The sequence below is a fragment of the Allobosea sp. GW821-FHT10B12 genome, assembly GCF_059415545.1.
In genome coordinates, this window is sequence record NZ_JBWKNL010000006.1 from 346,273 (window position 1) to 367,704 (window position 21,432).

General features: G+C 66.9%; 18 protein-coding genes and 1 riboswitch. Of the genes, 1 reads left to right on the forward strand and 17 read right to left on the reverse strand.

Annotation, left to right across the window (positions count from 1 at the left end; all coding sequences use genetic code 11):
* Positions 1-83 precede the first annotated feature (83 nt).
* From AC07O0_RS21770 to AC07O0_RS21850, 17 genes are all read right to left on the reverse strand, one after another.
* On the reverse strand, positions 84-1,373 hold the full coding sequence (locus tag AC07O0_RS21770) for an MGH1-like glycoside hydrolase domain-containing protein (RefSeq protein ID WP_494625760.1): 1,290 nt from the start codon (positions 1,371-1,373) through the stop codon (positions 84-86).
* Between the two features lie 17 nt (positions 1,374-1,390).
* Positions 1,391-2,437: an ABC transporter ATP-binding protein gene (locus AC07O0_RS21775; protein ID WP_494625761.1), complete on the reverse strand. Its 1,047-nt coding sequence runs from the start codon at positions 2,435-2,437 to the stop codon at positions 1,391-1,393.
* A gap of 9 nt (positions 2,438-2,446) precedes the next feature.
* A complete protein-coding gene (locus AC07O0_RS21780; RefSeq protein WP_494625762.1) occupies positions 2,447-3,253 on the reverse strand; it encodes a carbohydrate ABC transporter permease in 807 nt (268 codons plus the stop codon).
* On the reverse strand, positions 3,250-4,101 hold the full coding sequence (locus AC07O0_RS21785) for a carbohydrate ABC transporter permease (RefSeq protein ID WP_494625763.1): 852 nt from the start codon (positions 4,099-4,101) through the stop codon (positions 3,250-3,252). The genes AC07O0_RS21780 and AC07O0_RS21785 overlap by 4 nt, the downstream gene beginning before the upstream one ends.
* Positions 4,102-4,111: 10 nt before the next feature.
* Positions 4,112-5,389, reverse strand: coding sequence for an ABC transporter substrate-binding protein (locus AC07O0_RS21790; RefSeq protein WP_494625764.1), 1,278 nt, complete (start codon positions 5,387-5,389; stop codon positions 4,112-4,114).
* Positions 5,390-5,443: 54 nt separating this feature from the next.
* Positions 5,444-6,457 (reverse strand): substrate-binding domain-containing protein, encoded by a 1,014-nt coding sequence (locus tag AC07O0_RS21795; RefSeq protein ID WP_494625765.1) that lies wholly within the window; start codon positions 6,455-6,457, stop codon positions 5,444-5,446.
* Between the two features lie 236 nt (positions 6,458-6,693).
* Positions 6,694-8,301, reverse strand: a complete 1,608-nt coding sequence (locus tag AC07O0_RS21800) for an FMN-binding glutamate synthase family protein (RefSeq protein WP_494625766.1) — start codon at positions 8,299-8,301, stop codon at positions 6,694-6,696.
* A gap of 88 nt (positions 8,302-8,389) precedes the next feature.
* Positions 8,390-9,397 carry a DUF6925 family protein gene (locus AC07O0_RS21805; protein ID WP_494625767.1) on the reverse strand — a complete coding sequence of 336 codons (1,008 nt, stop codon included), beginning with the start codon at positions 9,395-9,397 and terminating at the stop codon, positions 8,390-8,392.
* Positions 9,394-10,185, reverse strand: coding sequence for an ABC transporter ATP-binding protein (locus AC07O0_RS21810; RefSeq protein WP_494625768.1), 792 nt, complete (start codon positions 10,183-10,185; stop codon positions 9,394-9,396). The genes AC07O0_RS21805 and AC07O0_RS21810 overlap by 4 nt, the downstream gene beginning before the upstream one ends.
* The gene (locus AC07O0_RS21815; RefSeq protein WP_494625769.1) at positions 10,185-11,210 is read right to left on the reverse strand and encodes a FecCD family ABC transporter permease; all 1,026 of its coding nucleotides are present in this window, start codon (positions 11,208-11,210) and stop codon (positions 10,185-10,187) included. The genes AC07O0_RS21810 and AC07O0_RS21815 overlap by 1 nt, the downstream gene beginning before the upstream one ends.
* Positions 11,207-12,091, reverse strand: coding sequence for an ABC transporter substrate-binding protein (locus AC07O0_RS21820; RefSeq protein WP_494625770.1), 885 nt, complete (start codon positions 12,089-12,091; stop codon positions 11,207-11,209). The genes AC07O0_RS21815 and AC07O0_RS21820 overlap by 4 nt, the downstream gene beginning before the upstream one ends.
* 103 nt (positions 12,092-12,194) lie before the next feature.
* Positions 12,195-14,102: a TonB-dependent receptor plug domain-containing protein gene (locus AC07O0_RS21825; RefSeq protein ID WP_494625771.1), complete on the reverse strand. Its 1,908-nt coding sequence runs from the start codon at positions 14,100-14,102 to the stop codon at positions 12,195-12,197.
* A gap of 156 nt (positions 14,103-14,258) precedes the next feature.
* A riboswitch (cobalamin riboswitch) is annotated at positions 14,259-14,457 on the reverse strand.
* 50 nt (positions 14,458-14,507) lie between these two features.
* Complete coding sequence (locus tag AC07O0_RS21830; protein WP_494625772.1) at positions 14,508-15,263, reverse strand: GntR family transcriptional regulator; 756 nt, start codon at positions 15,261-15,263, stop codon at positions 14,508-14,510.
* A gap of 95 nt (positions 15,264-15,358) precedes the next feature.
* Positions 15,359-16,255: a DUF6662 family protein gene (locus AC07O0_RS21835; RefSeq protein ID WP_494625773.1), complete on the reverse strand. Its 897-nt coding sequence runs from the start codon at positions 16,253-16,255 to the stop codon at positions 15,359-15,361.
* A gap of 118 nt (positions 16,256-16,373) precedes the next feature.
* Positions 16,374-16,937: an NUDIX hydrolase gene (locus AC07O0_RS21840; protein WP_494625774.1), complete on the reverse strand. Its 564-nt coding sequence runs from the start codon at positions 16,935-16,937 to the stop codon at positions 16,374-16,376.
* A 54-nt stretch (positions 16,938-16,991) separates the two neighbouring features.
* Positions 16,992-18,020, reverse strand: a complete 1,029-nt coding sequence (locus AC07O0_RS21845) for a DUF3616 domain-containing protein (RefSeq protein ID WP_494625775.1) — start codon at positions 18,018-18,020, stop codon at positions 16,992-16,994.
* Positions 18,021-19,450: 1,430 nt separating this feature from the next.
* Entirely contained in the window at positions 19,451-19,903 is a 453-nt protein-coding gene (locus AC07O0_RS21850) for a hypothetical protein (protein ID WP_494625776.1), read from the reverse strand.
* 480 nt (positions 19,904-20,383) lie between these two features.
* On the opposite strand from AC07O0_RS21850, the gene AC07O0_RS21855 reads away from it, so the two are divergent.
* Positions 20,384-21,373, forward strand: a complete 990-nt coding sequence (locus tag AC07O0_RS21855; RefSeq protein ID WP_494625777.1) for a Bug family tripartite tricarboxylate transporter substrate binding protein — start codon at positions 20,384-20,386, stop codon at positions 21,371-21,373.
* Positions 21,374-21,432 lie beyond the last annotated feature (59 nt).

The following is a 21,432-nucleotide window of genomic DNA, read 5'->3' on the forward strand; positions in this document are numbered from 1 at the left end:
TTCGGCAATGCGGGAATTGCGAGGGCAGCGGCCCGGTCGGGGCGAAGGCTCTCGGCCGGTATCGCGCGGGGCGCCCGAGAGCCTCATGCTGCGGCGTGACGCGATTGCGAGTTCGCGTGCTGATCGATCAGCAAGCCGATGGCTGCCGTCCAGGAGAAGCTGCCCCCGCCGAGGCCAGCGCCCGAGGCCGGGTCGAAATATTCGGCGAAGCCCTCCGCCTGCATGAGCGACAGGGTGGCGGTGCGGATGCGCTCCGCCAGCTCAATTCGGCCATAGCGAGCGAAGCCTTCGGCGATCATGTAGTTGACGACCGCCCAGGCCGGCCCGCGCCAATAGCGCCTGGGCTCGAAGCGGGCATCGGCTGGCGCGGTGCTCGGCACCGGATGCGGCACCAGCGCGAGCCAGCTCTCGAGCTCGGCTGCGAGCGCCGCCGCCTGCTCTGTCGTGGGCAGGCCGGCGAAGAGCGGAAGCAGCCCTGCCGAGGTCGAGGCCGGCACGAGCCGACCCGTCGCGAGATCGCAGGCGCGATAGATGCGGTCGGGGGCGCTCCAGAGCCGGGCGAAGGCGGCTTCGCGCCTCTGTCGCCGGGCGGCGATGCTAGTGCGCTCCGCTGCGCTGCCGAATTGCTCCGCCAGCACCAGCAGGTCCTCCTCGGCCTTGTGCAGGATCGCGTTGGTGGCGACATCGACCAGCCTGAAAGGGGAGGCTCGCCACATCGCTGCGGGCTCCCAGTCATGGCTAGCATAGAGGTCAACCAGTGCGATGAAGCGACGATAATCCTCGTCCCTCGGGCGCATGTCGGCGTCGATATGGGAGGTGTCGCGCCGGCGGATCGGCGTCGTCGGCTCGATCGTCAGGCGTGCCATCGCCTCGTCCCAGGCGGGGCTGTTGTCCATGCCCGATTCCCAGGGGTGGAGGATCGCGACGAGGCCGGTGCCGTCCGGGTCGCGCGCCCTGTCCCACCAGTCATGCGAGGCGAGCGCCTGCCGGTAGAGCGTGGCGGCACGGGCGGCGCGATCGGCGCCGGTCGCCCGCTCGAAGACGAAGCGGATCGCGCTGGCGAGCACCGGCGGCTGGGTGATGCCGGAGGTCGGGATGCGATGGCGCGTGCGCCAGACCTCGGGCCCGGGGAAATAGTCGTCGCTCGGCGCATGGAAGACGATGTGCGGCACCATGCCGTCATCCCATTGGCCCTCGACGAGGCGCTCCAGCTCGCGCCAGGCGCGTTCTTCGTCGAAGGTCGCCCAGCCCATCGCGACGAAGGCCGAATCCCAGTTCCACTGGAACGGGTAGAGGCGGGCGGTCGGAACCGTATAGCCGCCGCGGTCATTGGCGTGCAGGATGGCGCGGGCCGCCTCGATATCGATCGTCATCGTGTTCAGATCCGTCATTACGCCTGGATCGCCCGGCCCGAGGCCGGGTCCATCCAGACCAGCCGTTTCGGGTCGGGCTTGAGGCCGATCCTCGTGCCCGGCTTGTGGCCGCTGCCGGCGGGCGCTGCGACGCGCAGCAATGTTGGCCCGCTGCGGCCGGTGACGAGGTCGTGCGCGCCGAGGGGCTCGACCACCGCGATGTCGAAGGGCAGGCCCTCACCGGCGGCGACCGGCGTGAGGTCCTCAGCCCGGATGCCCATCAGCAACTCGCCGGACGCCTTCGGCGCGGGAAGGCTCGCGCCGGGCAGTTCCAATCGAGACGCCTCGACGGTGACCGGCAGGAAGTTCATCGGCGGGCTGCCGACGAAGCCGCCGACGAAGGTCGTCGCCGGGTGCTCATAGACTTCCGTGGGCCGATCGATCTGCTCGATGCGCCCGCCATGCATCACCGCGATCCTGTCGGCGAGGCCCATCGCCTCGGTCTGGTCGTGCGTGACGTAGATCGTGGTGGTGCGGGCCTCGCGCAGCACGGCCTTGAGCTCGGCGCGCATCTCCAGGCGCAGCAGTGCATCGAGATTGGAGAGCGGCTCGTCCATCAGCAGCACCGGCGGCTCGACGGCGAGCGCGCGGGCGACCGCGACGCGCTGGCGCTGGCCGCCGGAGAGCTTCGCCGGATAGCGCTCGAGATAGGGCTCGATATGCAGCAGCTCGGCCGCCTTGCCGACGCGCGCCTTGATGCGCGCTTCGTCGGCGCCCTGCATGCGCAGGCCGAAGGCGACGTTTTCGTAGACGCTCAGATGCGGGAAGACGGCGTAGTTCTGAAACACCATGGCAAGGCCGCGCCGGCGCGTCGGCACCTGCGTGAGATCGCGTCCGCCGATGACGACGCGCCCGCTCGATGCGCTCTCCAGCCCGGCGATGATGCGCAGCAGCGTGGTCTTGCCGCAGCCGGAGGGGCCGAGCAGGGCGACGAACTCGCCGTCGGCGACGGTGAGGTCGATGCGCTCCAGCGCGCGGGCGGCGCCGAAGGATTTGGCGATACCGTCGAGGGTGATCTCGGCCATTGGTCCCCGTCAGCGGTTGGCGATGCCCCACATCGCGAACAGGTATTTCCGGACCGCGAAGATGAAGGCGAGCGAGGGAAGGATCAGCAGGAAGCCGCCGGCGAAGCGGAAATGCAGCGGCGATTCCGCCAGCACCGTCAGCAGATAGGCGGTGAGCGTGCGGTTCTTCACCGAGAGCACCGAGGCAGCGAAGACCTCGTTCCAGGAGATGACGAAGGCGAAGATCGCCGCGGCGGCGATGCCGGGCAGGGCCAGCGGCAACACCACCTTGCGGAAGGCCTGCCAGCGGCTGCAGCCGAAGACCCAGGCGGCTTCCTCCAGCTCGCGCGGGATCGCCTGGAACAGGCTCGCCGAGACCAGCGCGGCGAAGGGCAGCGCCAGCGCCGTGTGCACGAGGCCGACCCCGAAAGCGGTGTCATAGAGGCCGATGCGGATAAAGGCGACGGTGAGCGGCAGCGCCAGGATGGCGAGTGGAAAGGCGCGGGTGAGCAGGATCAGCAGCCTGTAGGTGTTCTGGCCGCGGAAGGAGAAGCGCGCCAGCGCATAGCCGGCCGGCGCGCCGAGGCCGATCGAGAGTGCCATGCAGGTGAGGGCGGCGATGACGCTGTTCGCCATGGCGTGCCAGACGCCCTCGACCGCAAGGAAGCTCTGCAGCGCCGCAAAGGACGCTTCGCCCGGCCAGAGCGATTTCGGCCAGCGGAAGACGCCGGAGCGGCCGCCGAGCGCGCCCAGCGCGATCAGCCAGATCGGCAGCAGCACCCAGGCGCAGAGCACGGCGACCCCGGTCCAGAAGACGGTGCGCTTCAGCGCGCTCATGGCTGCTGCTCCGGCGGCACGCGCAGGGCACGCAGATAGATTGCGGTCGCAGCCAGCGAGATCACGACGATCAGCATGGCGTAGGCGGTGGCGATGCCGGTATTCTGGTTGGCGTTCTGCCAAGTGTAGGCCTCGCCGACCAGGACCGGGAAATTGGTGCCGCCGATGGCGTAGACCACGGCGAAGACCTCGAAGGCGAGCACGGTGCGCAGGATCAGTGCGGTCTGCAGGCTTGGCTTCAGCAGCGGCAGGGTGATGCGCCGAAAGATCGTCCAGGGCCGGGCGCCGAAGATTTCAGCCGCCTCGCGATACTCCTTCGGGATCAGTTGCATGCCGGCGACGAGGATGACCAGCACGATCGCGGTGGCGCGCCAGACCTCGGCCAGCACCACGGCGACGAAGAGCGTGCCGGGGGTCTCGTAGGTCAGCCAGGCGGTCGGCCCGTCGATCAGGCCAAGGCCGAAGAGTGCGCTGTTGAGATAGCCGCGATCCTGCAGGATCGCGAGCCAGACCAGGCCGGCGGCGAGATCGGAGACGCCGAGGGGAATCGTCCAGACCCAGAGCACGAGATCGCGGCCGCGGCCGATCTTCTCGATCATCACGCCCATCGCCAGCGCCATGACGAGCTGGATCGGCACGACGACAAGGACGAGCAGGAAGGTGTTGCGCAGCGCCTGGCCGAAATTCAGATCGCCGAGCATCCGCCGATAGTTGGCGAGCGAGGGCACCCCGTTCTCGCTGAAGGAGAGCGCGACCGTCTGCGCCAGCGGCACGAGGAAGATCGCCGTCAGGAAGACGAGCGAAGGTGCCAGCAGCAGATAGGGCAGGCGTCGCGAGGTCGCGCTCATCAAAGCAGCTTCAGTTGACCGGGCAGGCGGCCTCGCTCGCCTTGTCGGGAGCCCAGCACGGTGCCTTGGTTGTCTCCATCAGGCCCTTGAGCACCACGGCCTGTGCATCGAGCACCGCGCGCGGGTTCTCGCCGCGCAGCACGATGCGCTGGAAGCTGTCGGAGAAGACCTTGTTGAACTCGCCGCCCTTGTCGCCGAGGCCGACCGGCAGCAGTGCCGGCAGCGCGTCCTTGGCGCCTTGTGTCTTGGCGACGCCCTCGGCGATCAGCTTGATGCCGGGCGACAGATCGGCGGGCAATTCGGCCTTCACCACGGGGAAGAAACCGACCTCGGCCGCGGTCTTCACCTGCGTCTCCGGCTTGCTCAGATGCTCGATCACCGCGGCGGCGCCGGCCCGGTTGGGCGCGCCCTTGGGGATGGCGAGGCCGGCGATCACCGGCATGTAGCCGCGCCCCTTCGGCCCGGCCGGCGCCGGGAAGGTGACGTATTTGTCCGGCTCCTGCACCAGCGCATCCTTGACGCGCGCGACATGGTCGAACGCCACCCAGACCTCGCCGGCCATCAGCGGCTCCTGCATGAAGTCGTAGCTGGTCGAGTTCGGATTGACGTACTGCCAGAGGCTCTTGAACTTGCCCCACATCGCCTCGGCCTCGGCCGAGCGGAACGACGTCACCACGCCGCCGGTGAAGGACGGGTAGAGATAGCCCTGGTAGAAGCGCGGCATCAGCCCCTTCGGCCCGGCCGGGAAGCCGATCAGGCGCTTGCCGGTCTTCTCTGTCAGCGCCTTCCCCCAGGCTTCGAGCTGGTCGTAGGTGAGCGCGTTGACGTCGGCCCCGGCCGGCAGCGAGGCGAGCGCCTCCTTGCGCGCGACCATGATGTAGGTCGCCTGCATCCAGGGAATGTAGACCTGTTTGCCGGTACCGAGCTTGCCCAGCTCCAGCAGCCCCTGCGGAATGCCGCGATCGGTGAGCTTGGCGGCGATGTCGTCGATCGTATCGAGATCTCCGGAGGTGACGAGCGGCTGCAATTCGCCATGGAGGGCGCCGGCGAGGCTGATCGTGCGCTTGCCGGCCTTGCCCTCGGCCTTCATGCGCACGTCGAACTGCGGCGGCTCCTCGACCAGATAGGAGACCGGGCTGGAGACGCCCTTGAGCAGGACCTGCCGGACCTTCTGCGCCTCCTCGACGGGGCGAAGCTGGGTCGACAGGAAGGTCACGTCCTGGGCCGCGGCCAGCGTCGCCGACAGCAGGATGGCGGCGGCCATGCCGCCGGACAGAATGCGCTTCATCGTTTCCTCCCCGATCCGATCGGTTGCGGGGCGGCTCGTAGCGGCCGCCCTCGTTCAGGCTTCGGCGCTGGATCCACGCGGGATCTGGCGCAAGTCGAATATCGTCGTGAGGTCGCGTGCATCGGCTCCGCCGAGACGGGCGAGCACCATCTCGGCGAGCCGGGCGCCGACCTGCGACGGCGGCAGCTCCATGGTGGTCAGGCCCGGGCGCGCATAGGAGGCAGCCGGGATGTTGTCGTGGCCGGTGACCGCGATGTCGCGGCCGATGACGAGACCGGCCTCCACTACCGCCTGCATCGCGCCGAGCGCCATCCGATCGGTGGCGCAGACGAGTGCGGTCGGCGGCCGGCTGGCCGCCAGCATCTCGGCTGCGAGGCGATGGCCGCCTTCTTCCGTCGGCTCGTCCTCGGCGAAGAGCTGCCGCGCCGTCTCCGCCAGGTCGGCCTCGGCCATGGCCCGGCGCCAGCCGGCGGCGCGCAGCGTCGCGAAGGTGAGATAGGAGGGGGCCGAGAGGTAGCCGACCCGGCGATGTCCGAGCCCGATCAGCCGGCTCGTCAGCGCCTTGAAGCCGGCTTCGCCATCACCGTCGACGAAGGCATAGGGCTGCTTGGTCTCCGTCCGCCCATGGCAGATGAAAGGCACGCCCTTGGCTTCAAGATAGGCGACGCGGTCGTCCTTGCGGCGGGTGCGGGCGAGGATGAAGGCGTCGGAGCGGCCGCTTTCGACCAGACGGCGATAGGTCGCCATCTCCTCCATACCCGGGCGCGCCGCGAGCAGGATGAGATCGTGGTGCTGGGTGGCGAGACGCTCGCCGATGGCCGCGAGCAGTTCGGCGAAGACGGGTTCGTGGAAATGGCCGGGCTGGGCCGGCAGCACGAAGGCGACGGTCTCGCCCGTGCCCTTGCGCAGCCGCCGGGCGGCGCTGTGCGGCCGGTAGTTGGCTTCGCGCGCAGCCCGGTGGACGCGCTCGCGGGTGGCGGGAGCAACGTCGGGATAGTTGTCCAGCGCCCGCGACACCGTGGTGATCGAGAGCCCGAGATGTCGCGCAAGGGCCTTGAGAGAGCTCAAAACCGGTCTCCAAAACGTTTTGGAAACGTCGAATGGATTGATTGGAGAGTCAAGCCGGTGCCTTCGCCAGGAGACGTCCGGAGCTGTCGATGGCGATGCTGGCGCTGAGTACCGAGCCGTCGACAATGCGTCGATTCCGGCACAGACTGGCCCGGGGACCGGTCGGCCTGCCCGGGGGCGGAGCTATGGCAGATGCGTTTGCTGGTGGATTGGGCGATGGCGGTCAGAGGCCGCGATCACATACGCCGGTCGAAACTGTCGGCGCGGGCGAGGTCCCAGTTGCGGCGATAGAAGGCATGCTCGCAGAGCCCGCTCACCAGCTCGCCTTGCTGCAGGAAGACGTGCAGGTCGGAGAACAGCCGGATCTCGGTGACGCTGACGCGGCGCACCAGGTGGTGCGGGCCGAGCTCTTCCGGATGGGTGAGGCCGGCCGCCGCCAGCATGTCGGCCAGCGCCTTCAACGTGTTGGCATGGAAGCGATGGACGCGCTGGGCCTTGTCCGGGACGACCAGCGCCCGCTGGCGGACGGCATCCTGTGTGGCGACGCCGGTCGGGCAGCGATTGGTGTTGCAGGACAGCGACTGGACGCAGCCGAGCGCGAACATGAAGCCGCGGGCGGCATTGGCCCAGTCGGCGCCGATGGCGAGCACGCTGGCGATATCGAAGGCGCTGACGATGCGCCCGGCGACGCCGATCTTGACCTTGTCGCGTAAGCCAGCGCCGACCAGCACATTGTGGACGAAGAGCAAGCCCTCGCGCATCGGCAGACCAATATGGTCGCTGAACTCGACCGGGGCGGCGCCGGTGCCGCCCTCGGCGCCGTCGATGACGATGAAGTCGGGCACGACGCCGCTCTCCAGCATCGCCTTGACCATGCCCATGAACTCCCAGGGATGGCCGAGGCAGAGCTTGAAGCCGACGGGCTTGCCGCCTGAGAGTTCGCGCAACTGCGCGATGAAGGCCATCATCTCGAGTGGCGTCGAGAAGGCGCTATGGCTCGGCGGCGAGATGCAATCCTGCCCGACCGGCACGCCGCGGGTCGCGGCGATCTCTGGCGTCACCTTCGGCGCCGGCAGGATGCCGCCATGGCCGGGCTTGGCGCCCTGGCTCAGCTTGATCTCGATCATCTTGACCTGAGGATCCACGGCCTGCCTTGCGAAGCGCTCGGGATCGAAGCGGCCCTGCTCGTCGCGGCAGCCGAAATAGCCGCTGGCGACCTCCCAGACGATGTCGCCGCCGCCCTCGCGGTGATAGGGGCTGATGCTGCCCTCGCCGGTGTCGTGGCTGAAGCGGCCGAGGCGCGCGCCGGTATTGAGCGCCCGGATCGCATTGGCCGAGAGCGAGCCGAAGCTCATCGCCGAGATGTTGAAGACGGAGGCAGAATAGGGCTGCCGGCACTGGCCGTTGCCGATGGTGATGCGGAAACTCTCGGGATCGGAGACTGGCGCCGGCCGGGTCGAATGGCCGATGAACTCGTAGCCGTCTCTGTAGACGTCGAGCAGCGTGCCGAAGGGATGGTCGCCGGCGAGATTCTTGGCGCGCCGATAGACCAGGGAGCGCTGCGAGCGCGAGAACGGCGCCGCCTCCTCGTCGGCCTCGAACAGGTATTGCCGCAGTTCGGGGCGGACCAGCTCGGCGAACCAGCGGATATGGCCGATCACCGGATAGTTGCGCCGGATCGCGTGCTCGGTCTGGGCAAGGTCCCAGAGCCCAAGCAAGGCCAAGCTCGTCGCCAGCAGGCCGGGCAGCCAGAACCAGTTGTAGCGGAAGGCCAGCGGGACCGTTACGAGTGCGACCAGAATGCAGACGATCAGGGTGGTGAAGCGGCTCAGTCGCAACGTCATATCCGACACCTGTCCGAACGAGGCTTCCTTCTTCTAGCCTCGACAAGTTCGAAAGACGATCGGCCAGATGAGCGGCCGGCCCTGCCGGCTAGGCATGCCCATAGGCGTCGGCGCCATCTTCGCTCGCCGGCTCCTGCCGGTCGAAGGCTTCGAGCCAGCGCGACAGGCCCGGCAGTGGCGGGCCGGCCCGCAATTGCCGGAGCGTGACTCGAACGCTGTGGCGGGCGAACTTGTTCGCCGGCTCGCGGAAGTCGGCGGGGTCGGAGCCGCCGCGGATCGCTTGCAGAAGCTCGTGCTTCAGCGCCGTGAGTTCCGGATCGCCGGTGGCGGCGAGGAGCGCCTGGAACCGCTCATGCGCCGGGCCGTCCCAGGGTCGCGGCCGGGCCATCGCATCCTTCAGCGGATGGGCGGGCACGAGATGGGCGAAAGGCACCCAGCCGTCCGGAACCGGCTCGGTCGCCGCATGGGTTCGGCCGTTGCGCAGCAATTGCGGCAGGACATGGGTATGCGGCCCCTCCGGGCTCTTGCCGTCTGCCGGCGGGATCGGCTGGTAGACCTCGCAGCGGCCGGCGCGCGTGATGAAAACGCGGTGTGGCCCCTTCGCGATGATCGCTCCCATCGCCGGATTGCCGGCTTCGAACAGGCTCTTGCCGGCGACCGAGCGCAAGGTCGCGATCAGCGCGGGGTCGTCGGTACGGATGCAGATGTCGACCTGCAAGGTGCCGAGGCCCATGTCGAACAGGATGCCGGTGCGGTCCTGCGGCCGCAGCGCCGCTTCGTCCGGCCCGATCTCGGTCAGGACGTTGCGCCGGTTCATCGCGCAAGTTGCTTCCGGCAAGCAGAGCGCGACGCGATGGCTCCAGCCCTGGCCGACTGCGGTCTCCGAGGCGAAGAGCCTGACCTGCGAGAGATCATCGAAGCCGATGCCGCCGCGATCGGTGACTGCGAAGAGGCGGCCCGTCCCGTCGCCGAGTTCGATGGGCTCGCCGGGATCGCGCAGGAATTCGGCGATCGCGCCGAAGGTGCCTAGGTTCCACTGGGTCGTCGCCGTCGCGAGCTCCTGGCGGATCAGGCTGGTCACCTCATCTGCTGTCATCGGCCGGATTCTCCATGGTTCAGGGCCTGCCAGGGCAGGACGAAGTCTTCGCCGTCCCGCTTGCCGCGGGCGACCTTGATACCGAAGGCGCGGGCAAGATTACCGTCGTCCAGCACAGTGGCAGGCGGTCCGTCGGCGAGGATGCGGCCGTTGTGGAGCAGGACGAGGCGGTTGCAGAAGCGCCCGGCCAGCGCGAGATCGTGCAGCACGACGACGACGCCGGTGCCCGTAGCGGCGATGCGCTTGAACAGCGCCATCGCTTCGAGCTGGTGGCGCGGGTCGAGCCCGACCAGCGGCTCGTCGGCGAGCAGCATCTCGGCCTCGACCGCCAGCGCTCGCGCCAGCAGCACGCGCATGCGCTCGCCGCCCGAGAGGGTATCGAGGCTGCGCTCGCGAAAGGCGCTCGCATCGGTCGCGGCGAAGGCATCGGCGATCGCGGTGCGGTCGGCCTCGGTCAGGTTGGCGAAGGGGCGCCGATGCGGCAGGCGGCCGAGCGCGACGACGGCCTCCGCTCGCATTTGCCATTGCACGCCGCCGCCTTGGGCGAGGAAGGCGAGCCGCTGCGCGAGCGCGCGGCGGCCCAGCGTCCTTGCCGGCTTGCCATCATAGAGAACTTTACCTGCTGCTGCCGGCAGCAGGTCGGCGAGGATGCGCAGCAGGGTGGTCTTGCCGGCGCCGTTGGCGCCGATCAGGCCGATGAGCTCGCCCGGGCGCAGCTCAAGATCGATCCCGGCGAGGATCGGCTTGCCGTCGAAGGCGATCGCGATGCCGTTCGCTTCGATACGCATCACGCCTCCCGCCGCAGGCGCTGGATCAGGTTGAACAGGAAGGGCGCGCCGATCAGGGCGGTGACGACGCCGAGCTTGAGCTCGGGCCGGATCGGCATCAGCCGCAGCATCGTATCGGCGGCGAGCAGCAGGATCGCGCCGCCAAAGCCGCTGACCAGCAGCAGCCGGCCGGGCTTGTGGCCGACCAGCGGGCGCAGGAGATGCGGCACGACGAGCCCGACGAAGCCGATCGCCCCGGTGACGGCGACGGCGCTGCCGACGGCGAGCGCAGCTCCGCCGATCAGTCGCACCCGCAACCAGGTCAGGTCGAAGCCGAGGCTGCGCGCGGTGTCCTCGCCGAGCGTGAGGCCGTCGAGTGCGGGCGCGCTGGAGAGGAGCAGGGCCCAGCCGACGAGCATCAGCGGCAGCACCAGCCAGACATGGATCAGGCTGCGGTCGGCGAGCGAGCCCATCAGCCAGAACACGATCTCCAGCGCGGCGTAGGGATTTGGCGCGAGGTTGAGGGCGAGCGATGTCATCGCCCCGGCGAAGCTGTTGATCGCGACGCCGGCGAGGATCAACGTCATCGTGCCGGCGCCGCGACCGTTGAGGGCGAAGAGCAGGAGGACAGCGAGCAACGCCCCGGCGATGCCGCCGAGTGGCAAGGCGAGCGCGAAAGCGCCGGCGAAACCGGAATAGAACACGGTGACGGCGCCGAAGGCGGCGGCGCTGGAGATGCCGACGATGCCGGGCTCGGCCAGCGGGTTGCGCAAGAGGCCCTGCATCGCCGCGCCGGCGAGGCAGAGGCTGAAGCCGACGAGCGCGCCGAGGATGGCGCGCGGCAGGCGGAGTTCGACGAGCACGAGCGCCGGCAGGCTCTGCCGGCCGGCGAGCCAGTCGCCGAGTGCCGCGAAGAGATCGAGCCGGGCATAGCCGACCGCGAGCGAGAGGGCGGCCATGACGAGCGTCGCCGCGGCCAGAAGGGTGACGAGCTGCCAGTAGGAGATCTGGTCAGATGCGGAGTATGGCATGGCCGCAGCACTCATGGCCTGGTTCCTGCTGATGTCGGTGCGGCCGCGTCCAGCAGCAATTCGATCGCGTCGATCACGGCCGGGCCGGCACAGGTCCAGAGCTTCGACGGCAGGGCGACGAGCTTCAGCCGGTCGCCGAGCCGGGCGAGGACCGGGTGATGCAGGATCTCGTGGGCCAGCGAGGGCGGGCCGTCCGGGGTGGTGTTGAGGATCAGGATATCGGCCTGGCCGAGTGCGACGGTCTCGAGCGCGATCTGTCCGTAATTGTCGATGCCGAGCTCGGCGGCGAGATTGGTCAGCCCTGCGGCCGTCAATATCTCGTCGACCAGCGAGCCGCGCCCGGTGGTGAAGCCGTTCGGACGCAGTACGATGGCGCGGGGATGGGCGGGGCGAGGGCGGTCGGCCAGCGCGGCGAGCCGCGTGTCTATCTGAGCGATCAGCGCTTCGCCGCGTTCCGGCTCGCCAAGGAGCTTGGCCATGTCGCGGATCTGCGCGCGCATCTCGGCGAGATTGCGCGGCACGCCGAATTCCTGGACGGGAGCGCCGACGCGCTTCAGCAGCGCGACGGTCGAGCGCGTCGTATAGGCGCCGGCGATGACGAGGTCAGGCTTGTGCGCCAGCACCTCCTCGACCAGGCCGTGATTGGCCGGGATCACGAGGGCGCGCGCGGCCATGTTGGCATTGCGCGGGTCCTGCGACAGCCAGGTCACCGAGGCGATGTGCTCTGGTGCTGCAAGGCGCAGCACCAACTCGTCGGTGCACATGTTGAGCGAGACGACGCGTTGCGGCTTGGCCGGCGCATCGTCAGCGCGGGCGAGGCCGCCAAGCGCAGCCAGCCAGAGGCCGAGTGCTACCAAGTGGCTGAGAGCCCGTGTCAGATTCGTCCTCCCCGTCATGCTCGGGCTTGTCCCGACCATCCACGTCTTCCTTTCTGCAATGCGGTGTTCAAGACGTGGATGCTCGCCGCAAAGGCAAGTATAATGGTGGAGCTCGACGCGATCACAGGCTCACCCTGATCCCGCCGAAGGCGCCGAGGCCCGGCACCAGGAAGCCTGTCGGGTTTTCCCAGCGTCGGTCGAACAGATTGTCGACGCGGCCGAAGACGGTATAGCGCGCGTCGACCTTGTATTCGGCGGCGAGATTGACGATCGCCGCACCTGGGGCGCGCAGCCGCGAGACTGAGAAGTCGCGGTTACCGTCCATCCAGGAGCTGACATAGATCAGCGTGGCGGACAGGGTGAGTTTCTCCATCGGCATCCAGCTCGCAGTCAGGCTCGCCTTGTGGCGTGGGCGGCGCAGCAGCTCCCAGCGCGAGACCTCGTCCTTCGCCAGCGTGAAGGTGTAGTCGCCGCGGACCTTGAACTGCGGCGTCAATTCGAGCGAGGCGAAGGCCTCTACGCCCTTGGTCGTGGCGCGGCCAACATTGGCGTAGGAATCGCGCGTCAGATTGGTGACGATCAGGTCGTCGATGTCGTTGTGGAACCAGGTGGCTCCGAACCGGAAGCGGTCATCGAACAGGGGCTGCTCGAAGCCGACATCCCAGCCGCGGCTCTTTTCCGGCTTCAGATTGGGATTACCGAAGAAATTGAAGCCCGGCCGGTAGTCGATGAAGAGCTCGGCTAGGGTCGGCGGCTTGAAGCCGGTGCCATAGCTCGCCTTCAGCTTGGTTCCAGTCTGCGGAATGATATAGGCTGGTGCGATGCGGTAGGTGGTATGGCCGCCATAACTGTCATCGTGGTCGTGTCGGACGTTCGCCGCCAGGAAAAAGCTGTCGGCGATATTGGCTTGGTATTCCAGGAAGGCGCCCTTGTTGCCATTCGAGGCTGTGAGGCTCGGCGTGTCGAGCCGCTCGCGCTCGTATTGCAGGCCCATGATCAGGCTGTGGCCCTTGGCGAGCTCGAGGTCGCCGCGCCAGTCGAACTTCACGCGCTCGCCGAGATTTTCCGTCGGCAATCCGAGCTGGCCGAAGCCGGTCGGGGTGCGGTAGCTGCGATCCTGATTCGAGTAGGAGACGCCAAAGCGGTTGATGAAGCGCCCGCCCAGCGGATCCCAGACCGCCTCGCCGCGGGTGAAGGCCTGCGCATAGTTCGAGCGCGAGCGGAAGGGCGTCGGCTGGCCCGGGAAACCCATGTCATAGGTCGAGAGGAATTGCCCGTCGGTGTAGCGGCCGACCCAGTTGAGGCTCAGCGTGTCGCTGAGCGCGACGCCGAGCCGCCCCGAATAGGTATAGGCGTCATAGGCGTTGGGCTTCACCCGAACACCCGGCGGGATCAGCTTCGAGGGCACGGAATCGGTCGAGTCACTGCGCATATGCGCGACGTTGAAAGCGTAGTTGAAGCGGTCATCGCCGCCGCTGAAACCGGCCGACTGGTTGAAGGTGCCATGTGAGCCGGCCTCCACCGAGGCCGTCAGCTTTGGCGGGCCCTCGCCCCGCTTTGTCGTGATCGAGATGACGCCGCCGAGCGCATTGGCGCCGTAGAGCCCGCTTTGCGGGCCTCGTAATACCTCGATCCGCTCGATGTCTGCGGTCAGCATCGAGCCGAAATCGAAGGAGCGGTTCGGCGTCGAGGGATCGTTCGCCTCGATGCCGTCGATCAGCACCTTGACGTGGTTCGAGTTGGTGCCGCGCATGAACACCGAGGTCTGCCCGCCCGGCCCGCCGATCTGGACGATGTTGAGGCCTGGCACGGCGGCGAGCGCTTGCGGCAAGGTGCGGCGCTGCTGGCGCTCGATCTCCTTGGACGTGACGACGGTGACGGAACTGGCGATTTCCCGTGCCGGGGTCGGCACGCCGGTCGGACTGACGACGAGCTCGTCGAGCGCGATCGGCTTTTCGCCCGACTGCGCCTGCGCAGAAATCGGCGTCAGCATGGTCGAGGCGGCGAGCAGGGAGAGGACAATGGGCAAAGGCCCGCTCTTGGCGGGCTTTAGCAAACGGAACACGGGAAACCTCGGCGGTAACGTCAGTGGCACGTCACCGCGAACGAGATGTCCCCACCCGCTCCCGCAACCGGGCGCGCGCAGTTCTACCACCCATCAGCGCACCCCGGCCGATGTGTTCGCGTGTGACCACGGCTGACGGCAGGTCTCCTGGCTCGCGGGTCGCTGCCCTTCGCCGCCTTCCCAGGTCCGAGGTCCCAGTGGCGTATGGCGAAAGGCTCGCCGCTTACAGTTGCGGGGGCAGCCGCAGCATGAGATGGCGAGCCATCCGCACTGCGTTCCCTTTTGATCCCGTGAGGGAACCGTCACGTTCACGAGTAGGGCGGAAATACGGCAGCGTCAATTCGCCTGCCGCCTTCGGGACAAGGTCGACTATTCGGCCGCCTTGAGCGAGCGCTTTCCGCGAGCCTTACCGGCTGGCTGCGGTGCTTCGGCATAGGGCGCGAGGATCGCCATGATGTCGCGCTCGCGCGGCTTGGCCTGCGCGACCAGCGCCCGCTCCGCCACGGAATCGAGGTGGTGGTGCATCAGTTTCATAACGCTCTCGCCGTCGCCGCTTTCGAGCGCGTCGATCAGCAGGCGATGCTCGTTGATCGCGCATTCCGAGGAATGCGGCCGGCTGTAGAGCGACAGGATCAGGCAGCAGCGATAGGAAAGCTCGCTGACATAGCGGATCAGGATCGGGCTTTCCGTCATCTCAGCAAGCAGGATGTGAAACTCTGTCGCCAGCCGGATCGAGACGGGAGCGGCGCCGCCGCGCGCCGCATCCTCGGCATCGACGTGGGCGCGCAGGGTCGCGAGCTGCGCCTTGCTCAGCCGGCCGGCGAGCTGGCGCACGACGAGGCGCTCAAGCTCGATACGGATGTCGAAAGTGTCGCGCGCCTCCTGCCAGCTCGGCGTCGCGACGACGGCGCTGCGGTTGCGGCGCAATTCGACCAGCCCTTCGGCGGCGAGCTGGCCGAGCGCATGGCGCGCGATGGTGCGGCTGACCCCGAAGCGCTCGCCGAGCGCATCCTCCGGCAGCGAGGCGCCGGGCTCGAGCGCCTGTTCGATGATGGCGCGGCGCAACGCCCGGCAGATCAGCCCAGCCTTGTCAGATGCGCCGCTTCCGGCCTCGTCGCGCGTCATCGCAGGCACCCATGGTTGAAGACCGGCTCGTCTTAGCGTCTGGGCCGTAGGGTCCGCAATCCGCGGGTAGGTGCGATGAAACCCGGGGTCGTTCGTCAGAAGCTGTAGGCCGCCTTCACCTTCACTAGATGCTGGCTGAAATTGGTGACGTCGAGATCGCCGGGCACGCCCTTGGCCTTGCCGGCGATCTGGACGTTGTAGGCGGCCGAGATCGCGAACTGCTTGGTCGCCTGCCAGAAGATGCCGGGGCCGGCGAAGGTGGCGTAGCCGGCCTCCTTGCCGAAGCCGAGCTCGCTGTGGCGGCGCTGATGGCGGACTTCGCCGCTGAGATAGAGCCCGTCGAGCACTTGCCAGGCGAGCGAGCCGCCGACCGTGAAGGTCGAGGAGCGCAGATAGGGGCTCGGGCCCGTCCAGGTCAGGTCGTGCGAGAGGTTGAGCGCGGCATAGAGTTTGCCGGGCACCAGCGTCTTGTCGGCGAAGAGGCGGATACCGGTGTTGTAGGTGGTGAAGTTGCCGGCACCGGTCGGGTCGGTGCGGTTGAAGCTGGGATCGACGACGATGGTGAGGCCGATGCCGTGCAGGTCGCGGCCAAGCAGGCGGTACTTCATCTCGACGCCGGCGCCGGCGCTGCGATTGTCGGCCTTCGTGTCGGCGATGGTGGCGTCGGTGTAGCCGCCGAGCAGATAAGGGCCGATCTCGAAGCAGGGGAAGAGGCCATAGGAGCCTTGGAGCTGCAGGCCATGCGCCGCCTGGCGGCCGTCGCGGACGCCGAAGCCGCCATTATAGGTCAGGCTCGCGCCGAAGGAGCCGACCTCGGCGACATCCGAGCCGGTGGTGAAGCCGAAGGCATCGGTCGGGATACCCTCGCTCTCGGTGCAGGCCGAGAGCACCGGCGGCGTGGCCGGAGCGCCTTTGCGCGAGGGCAGATCGGCAGCGAAAGCGGGCGAAAGCAGGCCCGAGACGGCAAGGGCGAAGGCGGCAGGCTTCAGCATGATTGGCGATCCCGTTGACTGAGCTCACCGTACGCAAATGCGAATGAGTTGCAATACCGAATGGTCGATCGCAAAGTCATATCGTTACATTGTTGCAAGCCGGCAACAGCCGGCCGGTTCAGCCTGAAGAGATCACAGTACGCAGGCGCGCAAAGGCCACGGGCGCAATCTCCGCCAGTTCCGCAATCGGCTTCCAGGCCGCGGCGTGGACCTCCTCTTCCTGGGCGATCAATGGCAGGGCGGGATTGGCGATGAAAAGATATTGCAGGTCGTGATGGATATGCGACGGCTCGCTGCGGCGCGGATTACCCGGCACCTCATGGCTGTCGACGGCGAAGGGCAGGTCGCCATCGCGATGCCAGGGATGCAGCACGGGATCGGTAACGCCGGTCTCCTCTACCGCCTCGCGTAGCGCCGATTCCCGGAAGCTCGCGGCCGGCTCGTAATGGCCGCCGGGCTGGAGCCAGCGGCCGATCACGACATGGTCGATTAGCAGGATCTGCGCATGATCGGGCGAGAGCACGAAAGCGCTGGTGGTGACATGGCCCGGCATGGTCTCGCGCTGGTCTAGCGCGTGGCGTTCGACAATCTGCCAGCGCAGTAAGGCGAGCCGCTCACGTGGACCGGCGACCTCGGCGAGATAGCGGGAGACGAGCGAATCGAGGCGCGCAAGGAAGCTCATAGCCCAGCGCATCGCATGTCCGGCAGCGGCCGGAAAGACCACTCCGCGCCCGCCTCAGCGCAGCTTCAGCCGGTATTCCTCGAACTCGCCGTTCTTCACCCCGTCATAGCCGATGAGCACGCGCAGTTCGTCGCGCTCCTCGGCGAGGACTGTCAGCGCCTCCGCCTTGGCGTTCTTGCGCTCGCGCAGCTCGCCGAGCTGGCGGACGGAGGCCGGCTCGGCCGGGTCGAGCAGCAGGACAGCATAGGGCACGTCCTGCTCCTGCGCCGGACCGACGAGGACGAGGAGGCGACCATCGGCGAGAGGGGCGAGGTCGCGCACGCCACGCTCCTCCCCGGCCTTGAAGGTGATGAGTTGCGGCCTGCCCGTTGCCGGCTCGTTGCCGGGCTTGAACAGTTCGGCGATGTCGCCGCCGACGAGGAAGGCGCGGCCGTCGAGCGCCGGCGCGCGCAGGCCGAACCAGAGCCGATCGCCGACGATGGCGAGCCCTTCGATGTTGAGCCCGTTGCTTCCGGCATCGAGCGGCTTGCCGAGATAGGGCGCGACCTCGACCGCTGCCTTGAACAGATCGGCGACGCGCCAGCTCAGTTCGGCCGTGCCGGCCTGGCCATTGTCGAGCGGGATTCGGGCCAGCAGGAAGGAAGACGGGCGGTACTCGCCGCCGCGGCGCGAACAGCCATGCGAGCCGACGACATAGAAATGGCGGCCGGCATAGGCGGCGCCCTCGCCATCGAACTCGCCGAAGCTGCCGGGCCGTGGGCAGGCGATCGCAGGCTGGCGTCCGAGCGCCGCCGGCGCGGTCTCGCCGATGAGCGGCAGGCTGCTCCCGGGCCGGATCGCGCTCTGCGTCAGCGTCGCGAACTGGGCCGCCTTGCTCTCATCGTTGACCAGGAGGCAGCGATACTCACCGCCGGCGGGTGGACGGCAGGCGATGCCGCTGATGTCAATGGCGGCCTTGCGCTTCTTGCCGGCGAAATCGGAGGAGGTCTCGATCTTGCGCTCGGGTTTCAGCGGTTCGGCGAAGGCCGGGCCGGTAGCGAGCAGGGTGAAGGCGCAAAGAGTGGATAGGATCGCAAGCCGCATGGTCTTGCTCCGATGGAAAGCAGCGAGATAGGCGTCGCAGGGGCGGTTTCAAAGGCCGAGGTGCGAATTCTTGCGCCGGGCAAGGACGGCTGGTTGCAGGAGCGAGCCTTTTCCGGGATGGGCAGGGGAGTTCCTACAGCTTCCTTCTCCCCTAAGGGGAGAAGGTCCGGCAGGGGATGAGGGCGGTTCGACCGGGTGAGACGATGAGCGTCGTGCTGGACTTCCCTCATCCGTCAGCGCTTCGCGCTGCCACCTTCTCCCCCGAGGGGAGAAGGAAAACCCAAGCGCCATCCCCGCCCGCAGGCTCATCCTGCGGGCGTTATGCTGATGAGGGGCAGCGGAGCGCCGCGAGGCGCGGTTTGGTATCCGCTTCCATTGAGCCAGGAAGCGGCGCGGATGGATTGAGCCACCATCCGCACGCCCCGTGGCGCTCCGCCGGGCGGCGATTTGAAAGCTCCGGGCCGCGCTTCTGTCACGCCGGCTGACGCCGGCGCGGTCTAGCGAGCTCCTCGCGCAGGGGCCGTAGTACCCCCAGGTCGGTTCCCGAAGCCTCCCGGGAGCGAGGCGCAACCCTCGCCCGCAGGCGCCGCACCCACCCCGCCAAACGACATGCCTCCGGTTGGCCGCCCCTCGAGGATGGGATGGCTGCGATCATACGGGAGGTTGGGAGGGTGGGGATAAAGTTGCTGTCTATTCCCGCGAGCGTTGAGGGGCGGCTTCCGACCCGTTGCGGACATTGGGCAAAGCTGAACGAAGGTCTTAAGTTTTCGTTTGAAGCAAGCCGGTATACGCTTCCAACATTAGGTTGGAGCATAGGATGAAGTGGCTAATTCGCTTGGCATTGGTCGCTCTGGTGACAGTCTTCTATGGCAATCAGATGCGCCACCTGTTCACACGGGGTCCTGAAGGCGGGAGCCTGCTGTCTTGGATCTTGGCCTTCGGCATAGTCATCGGCCTGACGGTTTTCCTTGCAGTGTTAGTGCAGCGCGCGGCCGATTGGAGAAGGCGCTACCGCGATCGGTCGAATTCGTGAAGTCTGTTGCGTAAGCGACTTGGCCATCATGGATCGAGAGGCGCTGCAACTCCCATCCGGGGCGGGAACTCACTCAGGTCCGACTTTGATTGAATCGATCTTAGGCTTCTTCGCCCGCCTGGTTTGGTTGTCGTTGACTCGATGGCTAGGCTATTGGACGGGGCGCGCAACAATACAGGTCCTGTCGCTCGGTCGCTTGGACGTCGCCGAATATGGGAACTACCACCGGAAGCCCTTCAAGCTGTTCTGGTATCACGGCAGGCAACCTGTCGTTTCGTTCTCGGCAGCAATTGCTTTGGGGCATTTCCTCTGGTTCGGGTTCTTCTTCTGCATCGTAACCTATCTCTCACGCGGTTAAGCCGCCGCATCCGCTTCCGACCCATTGCTGAACTTGCGGCTAGCAGATTGCACGCACAAAAGCGCGACGCTTGGTCGGGTGTCTAGCATAGGGGCCGCTTGTATTTGGAGGCAGCTCAAATGTTAGCAGCCAAGACTTGCGACAGCCGTCAGCTGTTTTTCCTGCATAGCCATTGCGGCAGACATACAGTCGCGGCTGCCCATCGACATCGATCATCATTTCGCACGAGAAGTTCGCAGATTTTAGGGCGATGACGAGAGGCGGCGTGACACCGGCCGGTTTACTTCCCTGTCGGAGCACAGGGCTATTCGGGAAAACATCGTCTATGTGGGCCGCTTCGATCTGCTTATTCTTGACGAGCTCGATTGATGACAGCGTATCGGCAATGGGTCCGCTTGGCTCTCGTATCCTGATGAGCCAAGAGCTGCCGCCGAGCAAGGCAGCGCCAAGACCTGCGACAAAGCTCCATAGCAGCAATCGGCGATAGTTCATCGTAGATGCGGACCTCCAACAGTAGCCGTATATTACCGATCCCGAACAAATGCCAAGCAGCGAGCGCTTTCTCGGTTACTACTTCTGTTTCTGATTGTTTTCTTCACCACGCCAGCGGCGATTGTGCAGATTCGACGCTGATGGCCCGCAGTCGACCCATAGCGGGCCTGCCGGAACGGAGTTGCTCGGCACAACCCGTTTAGATCTTGCCCTTCTCAAGATCGCCACGCTGTCGAATGAGCCATGCAACGCTTCGCGTTTGCCATGCGATCCTCCAAACGTGTGGTGCATGGCCAATGCGGCCGCGCAAGAAGGCCCCACCGCTCGCCGCTGAATCTGGAAACCGTGTTGTTTCAGCAAATTAATGTGTCTATATCTGCTTTATAAGCAATTGTGATTCGTAATATCTGCTTATTACGCGATGAAATCGGCCGCAATCGCGACGATGCGTAACAGGCCGCGGTCTTCTGGGAGGATGAGATGCGGCAGCTTCTTTGGCGCGCATGCAGGCGGCTGTCTGCGCTGGCAGGTGTTTTCCTTTTTGCGCTCGCTCCGGCGGCCAACGCGCAAACCGGGCCTGAGAAATATCCGGACCATCCGGTCAAGATCATCGTGCCGTTTCCGGCCGGCGGTTCGGTCGATGCGCTGGCGCGGGTGGTGGCGCACAGCCTGTCGGAGCGATGGGGCCAGCAGGTGATCGTCGAGGCGCGGCCTGGCGCGAGCACAATGGTCGGCACCGGCGCGGCGGCGAAGGCGGAGCCGGACGGCTACACGCTGCTCATGACGGTGAGCAACCTCACCACCAATCCGGCGCTCTATGCGAAGGTCGCGTATGACGCGCAGCGCGATTTCGCGCCCATCGCCATGCTCGCGCGCACGCCGGTGGTGCTCTACGCCACGCCGTCGCTGCCCGCGAACAATCTGGCCGAACTCGTCGCGCTGGCGAAGACCAGGCAGGGCGGCGTCGATTTCGGTTCAGCCGGCGTCGGCACCATGACGCATCTGACCGCTGAACAGTTCAAGATCGCATCGGGCGCCCCGATGACGCATGTGCTCTATCGCGGCGGCGCGCCGGCGTTGAACGATCTCATCGCCGGTCATCTCGCCTTGCAATTCGGCACCGTCGGCCAAGCCTATGAGCAATATCGCGCGGGCCAAGCCAAGGCGCTCGCGATCTCGTCGGCTGAGCGTTATCCCTCGATGAAGGAGACGCCGACCTTCGCCGAGCAGGGCTTCGACGTCGTCGCCACCGAATGGTACGGCCTGTTCGCGCCGGCGGCGACGCCAAAGCCGATCATCGCCAAGCTCAACGCCGAACTGAAACGCATCACGGCCTCGCCGGATGTCGGCAAGCGCATGAGTTCGATCGAGCTGACGCATTCGACGCCGGAGGAGCTCGACGCCTTCGTGCGGGCTGAAACCGAGCGCTGGGGCGCGCTGATCAAGAAGATCGGCATCACGGCGCAGTGACTTGGATCGACAAGACCGTATTCGGAGATCCCCGAGACGACGAGTTCTTCCGGGTACGT

Excerpts from the sequence above, each read along its gene's own strand:
- AC07O0_RS21770 (WP_494625760.1), bottom strand. The coding sequence starts at position 1,373 with ATGACGATCGATATCGAGGCGGCCCGCGCCATCCTGCACGCCAATGAC.
- AC07O0_RS21775 (WP_494625761.1), bottom strand. The coding sequence starts at position 2,437 with ATGGCCGAGATCACCCTCGACGGTATCGCCAAATCCTTCGGCGCCGCC.
- AC07O0_RS21780 (WP_494625762.1), bottom strand. The coding sequence starts at position 3,253 with ATGAGCGCGCTGAAGCGCACCGTCTTCTGGACCGGGGTCGCCGTGCTC.
- AC07O0_RS21785 (WP_494625763.1), bottom strand. The coding sequence starts at position 4,101 with ATGAGCGCGACCTCGCGACGCCTGCCCTATCTGCTGCTGGCACCTTCG.
- AC07O0_RS21790 (WP_494625764.1), bottom strand. The coding sequence starts at position 5,389 with ATGAAGCGCATTCTGTCCGGCGGCATGGCCGCCGCCATCCTGCTGTCG.
- AC07O0_RS21800 (WP_494625766.1), bottom strand. The coding sequence starts at position 8,301 with ATGACGTTGCGACTGAGCCGCTTCACCACCCTGATCGTCTGCATTCTG.
- AC07O0_RS21805 (WP_494625767.1), bottom strand. The coding sequence starts at position 9,397 with ATGACAGCAGATGAGGTGACCAGCCTGATCCGCCAGGAGCTCGCGACG.
- AC07O0_RS21810 (WP_494625768.1), bottom strand. The coding sequence starts at position 10,185 with ATGCGTATCGAAGCGAACGGCATCGCGATCGCCTTCGACGGCAAGCCG.
- AC07O0_RS21815 (WP_494625769.1), bottom strand. The coding sequence starts at position 11,210 with ATGAGTGCTGCGGCCATGCCATACTCCGCATCTGACCAGATCTCCTAC.
- AC07O0_RS21820 (WP_494625770.1), bottom strand. The coding sequence starts at position 12,091 with ATGACGGGGAGGACGAATCTGACACGGGCTCTCAGCCACTTGGTAGCA.
- AC07O0_RS21830 (WP_494625772.1), bottom strand. The coding sequence starts at position 15,263 with ATGACGCGCGACGAGGCCGGAAGCGGCGCATCTGACAAGGCTGGGCTG.
- AC07O0_RS21835 (WP_494625773.1), bottom strand. The coding sequence starts at position 16,255 with ATGCTGAAGCCTGCCGCCTTCGCCCTTGCCGTCTCGGGCCTGCTTTCG.
- AC07O0_RS21840 (WP_494625774.1), bottom strand. The coding sequence starts at position 16,937 with ATGAGCTTCCTTGCGCGCCTCGATTCGCTCGTCTCCCGCTATCTCGCC.
- AC07O0_RS21845 (WP_494625775.1), bottom strand. The coding sequence starts at position 18,020 with ATGCGGCTTGCGATCCTATCCACTCTTTGCGCCTTCACCCTGCTCGCT.
- AC07O0_RS21850 (WP_494625776.1), bottom strand. The coding sequence starts at position 19,903 with ATGAACTATCGCCGATTGCTGCTATGGAGCTTTGTCGCAGGTCTTGGC.
- AC07O0_RS21855 (WP_494625777.1), top strand. The coding sequence starts at position 20,384 with ATGCGGCAGCTTCTTTGGCGCGCATGCAGGCGGCTGTCTGCGCTGGCA.